The sequence below is a fragment of the Marinagarivorans sp. genome (assembly GCF_982758155.1).
On record NZ_CEXWTU010000266.1, the window covers coordinates 1 to 6,180 of the forward strand.

The 6,180-nt window shown below is 44.7% G+C and carries 5 protein-coding genes; 4 read left to right on the plus strand and 1 reads right to left on the minus strand.

The features are described 5' to 3' along the window. Nucleotides 1-405: 405 nt before the first annotated feature. Nucleotides 406-1,689, minus strand: coding sequence for a 3-deoxy-D-manno-octulosonic acid transferase (locus AC3A8L_RS19000; RefSeq protein WP_487963851.1), 1,284 nt, complete (start codon nt 1,687-1,689; stop codon nt 406-408). Nucleotides 1,690-1,797: 108 nt separating this feature from the next. Here AC3A8L_RS19000 and AC3A8L_RS19005 point away from each other — a divergent pair, with 108 nt between their 5' ends. The 4 genes from AC3A8L_RS19005 to AC3A8L_RS19020 all read left to right on the plus strand — a co-directional run bounded on the left by AC3A8L_RS19005 (nt 1,798) and on the right by AC3A8L_RS19020 (nt 5,763). Then, nucleotides 1,798-3,222, plus strand: coding sequence for a capsule assembly Wzi family protein (locus AC3A8L_RS19005; RefSeq protein ID WP_487963852.1), 1,425 nt, complete (start codon nt 1,798-1,800; stop codon nt 3,220-3,222). Continuing rightward, nucleotides 3,213-3,782 (plus strand): hypothetical protein, encoded by a 570-nt coding sequence (locus AC3A8L_RS19010; RefSeq protein WP_487963853.1) that lies wholly within the window; start codon nt 3,213-3,215, stop codon nt 3,780-3,782. The genes AC3A8L_RS19005 and AC3A8L_RS19010 overlap by 10 nt, the downstream gene beginning before the upstream one ends. Before the next feature lie 132 nt (nt 3,783-3,914). Further along, complete coding sequence (locus AC3A8L_RS19015; protein WP_487963854.1) at nt 3,915-5,219, plus strand: sensor histidine kinase; 1,305 nt, start codon at nt 3,915-3,917, stop codon at nt 5,217-5,219. Between the two features lie 190 nt (nt 5,220-5,409). Continuing rightward, nucleotides 5,410-5,763, plus strand: coding sequence for a hypothetical protein (locus AC3A8L_RS19020; RefSeq protein ID WP_487963855.1), 354 nt, complete (start codon nt 5,410-5,412; stop codon nt 5,761-5,763). Nucleotides 5,764-6,180: the final 417 nt, after the last annotated feature.

Here is a 6,180-nt window from a genome sequence, read left to right on the forward strand (position 1 = left end):
TCTTTGATAACGGGCTTTTTTTTGCTTAAATTTTTATAACGCTCGATTTGACGTGTGCTCTCTCAGGCGTTTCTATCCTCATGGGGATAAGGATGGATGCGGCTTTTTGAGGCTGACTCGGAGTTAAGCAGGCTCCGAAACGTACCCGCTTTGGTGTTCCTGTCCCTTTACTTGTGCGGTCATGAGTTCACGTTATCCCTCTGGATGATACTTTGAGGGTAGGTAATGTGCCAAGCGGGGGAGCTTTATGTGTTTTTAGGTGTGAAAGCTTAGCTTGAGTGAAGGTTTACCAAACGTAAGGGGATTAAGTTTGGGGGCGTCGTCACGAGCTATGGTAGGTTAGGGTTGTTCACCTTGAGTCGTAAGTTGAATAACTCAGCTTACGTAAGAATAAATACACACAACTTAGTTAAGCTCAATAAAAGACTGTAAAGTAGAAATGGCACTTTGTGTCGCGCCACGATTGGCGATTAAAAAACAGTTGGAGTTATGACCTAGTTCTTTTTGCCTTTGCTTTGAATTGAATAAGTTTAATAAATCATTTGATATCTTTTCAACTTCTAGAGAATCATGCTGTAATAATGCATTAGCCTTTAGCAGGGCTTGGTTTAATTCTAGTATTCCGAATGTGTTTGGCCCAACTGTAATCGCTTTGCCGAAAAGTGCAGGCTCTAGTGCGTTATGCCCCCCTGTATTGTCAAAGCTTCCTGCAACAGTACAAATATCACCGACGGCATAGAATAATAAGAGCTCTCCTATCGTATCGATTAACCAAATATCGGTATCATTGGATATTTGGCTGTCTTCGCTTCTTAATTTATAGGTTAGGTGGCGTTGTTGAAACTTCTGTTCAAGGGGCCTATAGCGCTCTGGGTGTCTTGGCGCTAAAAGTAGCAGTAAGTGCGGTAGTTGTTTTTTTAGTACTTGAAAGACGTCTAAGAGAAGGTCTTCTTCATCTATATGGGAGCTTCCAATTACCCATGTTACTCGATTATCTAGTGTCTTTTTTAGATTGCTGATTTTATGGCCTAAGTCGGCAGGCATAGCAATATCAAACTTTAAGTTACCCTTAACTGAAACCTTGCTTGAGTTTGCCCCTAGTGATAAAAAACGATCGGCGTTATTGCTTGTTTGCGCTTGTATTTCATCGAATTGATTGAGAGTTAATTTGATTAACGGAGATATTTTTTGGTATTGAATTGTTGATTTTTCGGATAGCCGGGCATTAATGAGTAGAAGTTTTGCGTTCCTTTTTTTTAATTGATAGCAAAGACTTGGCCATAGCTCCGTTTCCATAAAAATAGCAACAGTTGGTTTTAATCGCTTTAAAAATAGCCAGTTACATATAATCGAATCAACGGGTAAGTACGTGTGATTTACGCTGTCACCAAACAAATGTTTGATTTGTTTGGAGCCTGCAGGGGTAAAACTGGTTACTGTAATGGGTGTGTCTGGTAGCGCCTTGATAACGCCAATTATAAAGGGCTTTAGGCTAGTGATTTCGCCTAAACTAGCGCCGTGAATAATAATGCCGTTTTTGGACTTCGCTAACGAGCAGAACCCCAGGCGCTCAAACAGTCGAGATCGATATTCTGGCTGTCTACGGGATCGAATCAAAAGAGCAAGAATAAGTAGTGGGAGCAGTAACGTTCCAATTATTTGGTAAAGCGCTAAAACTAGACGCTGCACAAATTTCCCCTTTAATTTTTCGGAATCACTCGCGGCCCTTGTTATAGTAGGCGCTGTTTCTTGTTGGGCTGAACATCCGCCCTCTTTATAGGCTTATCCAGTTTGACTATGAAATACTATCACGTTGCGATCCATTTATTGCTTTTGTCTTTTTCGCCTTATGCTGTTTCTAGCGGAGTCTCGAATTACGCCCCTGTTAATTTAGATCCTATTGTTGAGCGTGATATTGAGCGTTTAATGGTTTACGCCAACCTCTCTGATTTAACCAAGCCCTACAGCATATCGTTAATTGAGCAGGGCTTAGGCAAAATCGCCACCCAGCATCCCCGGTTGCATGCAAGGCTCTCGCGCTACATTGCTAACTTTCAAGCAAAAAAGGGCGTAACCAATGCTAGTGTTAGCGCTCATTATCGTGCTGATAGCAATGAGGGTAATATTGTACGGGTCAATAGCAGAGGAACAACTTTGGATGAGAGTGCATCGTTCAATTTCCGCTCACATATAGGGGCGGGTGATTGGTTATTGTTGAATATAGGGGGAGATATTTCAGATGAGCAGGTGCAGGCCTCTGGAACGTTGCTTTCACTCGGAGCAAGCTGGGCGCAGCTTGACCTGGGCTACAAGGAGTATTGGTTGTCACCTTTTATGGGGTCTGCTCAGTTACTCAGTACACAGGCTCAAACTCTGCCTTCAATCTCTTTAAGTAATAACCTGCCGCTGACTTTTTTTGATGTAGGCTTCAACTATGAGTTTTTTGTGGCGCAGTTGTCGAAGCAGCTTACCGCTTACAATGGAACCTATAGTGAAACCAAAGCGCCCTTATTGGCCAGTACCCACATTAGCTTTCAGCCCGTATCTTGGTGGATCCTAGGCGCTACGCGTATGTTTCAGTTTGGCGGAGGCGATAGGGAGTTTAGTGCGGGTACATTAGCTAGAGCTTTTTATGATCCGAGAGGTAGCGATAACGATGCCTCTGTGGATGAAGAGTCAGGGAATCAAGTCGCGTCTGTATCCAGCCGAATGGTTTTTGATGGGCAGGTGCCGTTTAGCTTTAACGTCGAGCTTGCCGGCGAAGATACGTCTAATAACAAAGATTTCCAGCTTGGTAACCCTGCGTTAACGGCCGGCTTATTTTTTCCCGCTTTCATTTCGAATAACCTTTCCTTTGCCTATGAGTATGCCGATTGGGATCGCGGTTGGTATGTTAATAATGTTTATCAAGAGGGGTACAGTAACGAAGGCTTTGTACTTGGGCACTGGGGTATGCAGGAACAGCATAATGCGGGGACTTCAGCACCCGGTAGCAGCCACTTTATAGCGGCGCAGTGGTGGCTGCCTTGGCGACACACTCTGGATGTAAAGTTAAGATCTGTGGATCATGATCATCGTATTTATGACAATGCTTGGAATATTGACATGGATTATATCGTACCCATTCGAACTCAAAGTTCGGTGAGTGTTGGTGCTTTTTTCGGTCAGGACAGTCGAAATAATTCCTTTATGCAACTTAGGATTTCTGCGAAATGGAGATAACTAAAATAAAAACACGGGCTGTGATAACACTATTGTTGTGTGCTGTATTTGTAATGCCTACAGCGCAATGCTGGAGTGATTCCTTTTTTGAGGTATCAATAGCCGGGGGCGAGCGTCAGTTAGGTATTTTCAGAAAGTCAGCCGCAGCGGACACTGACGATGCTGCTTATATTGGCTTAGCGCTGGCTGCGTATCGAAAATCGAGTGATAAGACCTCATGGGGCGGGGTGATCGAAATTCTCGACCCTATTGGTCGAGATAATACTATTGGTAGCGGAAGAATCTTGGGGTTTCGCCCAGTAAACTATTTAGTCGACTGGAATCAGTGGTTGAGCATGGAGTTATTCATGGGGGCAGCGCAATATAATTGGATCAATAATGCATCAGGTTATTACCTGGGTGGTAATATGCGCCTTCGTTTTGGTGATCATGGGCGCTACGCACTGGGGGTTGGTTATAAATACTTTCAGGACCTTGCTCACGATGGCGGCCCAGGTGGTGATCAGATTATTGATGGCCCAGCCCTCGGCGTTCAACTGCATTACCGTTTTGGCCAGTAATACACTCATTGAGCTATAGAAAGAAATAGAGTCGCAAAAACAGGAAAAAACACGCTTTAGGATCTAGAATTTAATAACAAGTGTAGTTCCCGTTCTCTGAGTGGCGACTTATAGCGCCAAGTTTGAAGATTTATGCCTGTAGATCGCGAAATATCACGAGCGAGCTTTACGCGTGCAGCGGCAACAGCACGAATGATTTCTACGGTAGTAGCGTTCATCAACTTGCCGTTTTTGGTATTGGCTCTAGCGGGCCAGGTTTGGCTCCGGGTGGCGATTCTTTGCCTTGCACAGGCGGGCTTTATTGTCAGCATCTATCTATGTCAGCCACACCGATATCGTGCCTTTACCCCTTGGGTTGTATTAGCTTCCTGCTGGTTTGCTGTGATGAATGCCGCGTGCACAAACGGCGCCGGAATGGGGCATGTTACGCTATTTTGGTTTTCCTTTATTATCTGTATTGCCGGCCTTATTGGGTCTTACCGTCTTTGCGTTAGCTGGTCTGTTATTGCAGTTATTTCAGTGTTGGGTATTTTTATACTAGAGCAGTTAGGTGTCACGCTCCCTAATTTGACGCCAGTTAAACAGCAATACTGGCTAATAACGTTGCATACCTTTTCACAGGTTATTGCAATGGCGGCGCTGGTTATGGTTTACAAGAAAACGTTGGCCGGGTTTGAGCTACAGGTGCATCAAAAAATTGAGCTAATACAAGAAGAGGTCGTTCAGCGAGAGCTTGCCGAGGCGGCTGCCCTTAAATCAGCGCGCGATAAAGATCAGTTTTTACGTAACCTAAGCCATGAGTTTCGAACCCCACTGAATAGTATTATTGGGTTTTCTGAGCGCATTTTGAAAAAATACACTGAAGATTCCACTTTAACCATGGGGCTGGAGGCGATTAACCGGAATGGTAAAAGTCTTCATTATCTGGTCAGTGAGCTTTTGCTTTTAGATGCAGTGCAGGCAACAGATCTTGATTTACACATGGCTAGGCTCGGTGATTTAGTCGGGTCAGTGATTACCGCAAATGAAGCCCTTGCTGTGCGTTATCAACTGCAGTTGGTTTATAAAATAGATAGCAGTGCGATAGAGCAAGATATTAACGTCGATGTGGCTCGGTTAACCTTAGCCATAAGCAATGTCTTGTTATTTTGTATTCGTCAGTCCCCGCCTGGAGTGATTACTATTTGTCTCTCGGTTAGCGAGGGACAGCATGAAATTGTGTTTACAGACTGCGCTAAACCTATGCCTATTGAAGCCCACTCTTCACTCTTCGAGACCCACTACGAGTATGTTCTATCAAATGATAAGGATATTCCTGCATCGGCATTCGCGTTAAAAATAGCGGCTTTGATTATTACTCGGCACGGGGGGGCGGTGGTGTCCGAGCCTTGTTTGAGTGAGAGTGGAATGGGAAATAGTATTACAGTCACACTTTAATCAATATGTCATAGGGGGTTAATCTTTGATTCATCCTCGAAGCCTTAATCTATACCCGTGCAACTGAAACGGGAGGTTGGCATGAAACTATCTAATGTTCTATTAATACCTTTGAATATCAAGTCGAGTCACTTAGGCCGTGCACTTGCTGGTGCAGTTTTACTCAGTATCTGTACTTCAGGTTGGGCTGGTGAGCATAGTCGTTCCGGGGAGGGCCATAAAGATCGTCACCGGAATAATGAGTCGCATCATGGTGATCATCGTCGAGACAATCATCGCGAGCACCGAAGGGATTCTGAGCGGCACCATGATCGTCACAGAGAAGCGCGTAGGGACTCTCAGCATCAAAAGCATCGACATCACGGGGGCAAAACTCGGCATGATGTGCATCGCGAGCATCGCAACCATGATCGTCATCACCACCAGGTTACGCCCAAGCGCTACTCTCACCATCATAGGAAATATCATAGGAAGCATCATACGAGACACGGTCACTCAGACAGACACAGCAGTCACGAGGCGGCCTTTTTGTTGGGAGGAGTAATTTTAGGGGCGGTGTTGTCTGATGTTAATCACGCGGCCGATGATTTTTACTATGATGGTCGTGCCGCCCGCAGCTATCGTAATTTGCGCACAGAGACATGCTATCGATCTTATTATGAAAATGGCCGTCGTATACTTGTTGAGGCATCAAGGGATTTTTGTCGGGCGTATTAGGCTTTGAGTTAAGGGTCGAATAAACAATAGTTTATCCACAGATACATGATATCGGCATCCTTACCATCGTTGCTTAAAGTGTACATACCCTCTTTAAGCGCCTAGGTAAGAAAGCCGGTAATTGACTAGGCTATTATCGCTTTGCCTCTAACGCCAAACCTAAGTGGTTTGGCGTTAGTTCTGCGTATAAGGGGCGAGGCAATAATAGTTTGTCCAAATTAGACGCAGGGTCCTGTTTTCTCAG

Coding starts and splice junctions, on each gene's coding strand:
- AC3A8L_RS19005 (WP_487963852.1), top strand. CDS start 1,798: ATGAAATACTATCACGTTGCGATCCATTTATTGCTTTTGTCTTTTTCG.
- AC3A8L_RS19010 (WP_487963853.1), top strand. CDS start 3,213: ATGGAGATAACTAAAATAAAAACACGGGCTGTGATAACACTATTGTTG.
- AC3A8L_RS19015 (WP_487963854.1), top strand. CDS start 3,915: ATGCCTGTAGATCGCGAAATATCACGAGCGAGCTTTACGCGTGCAGCG.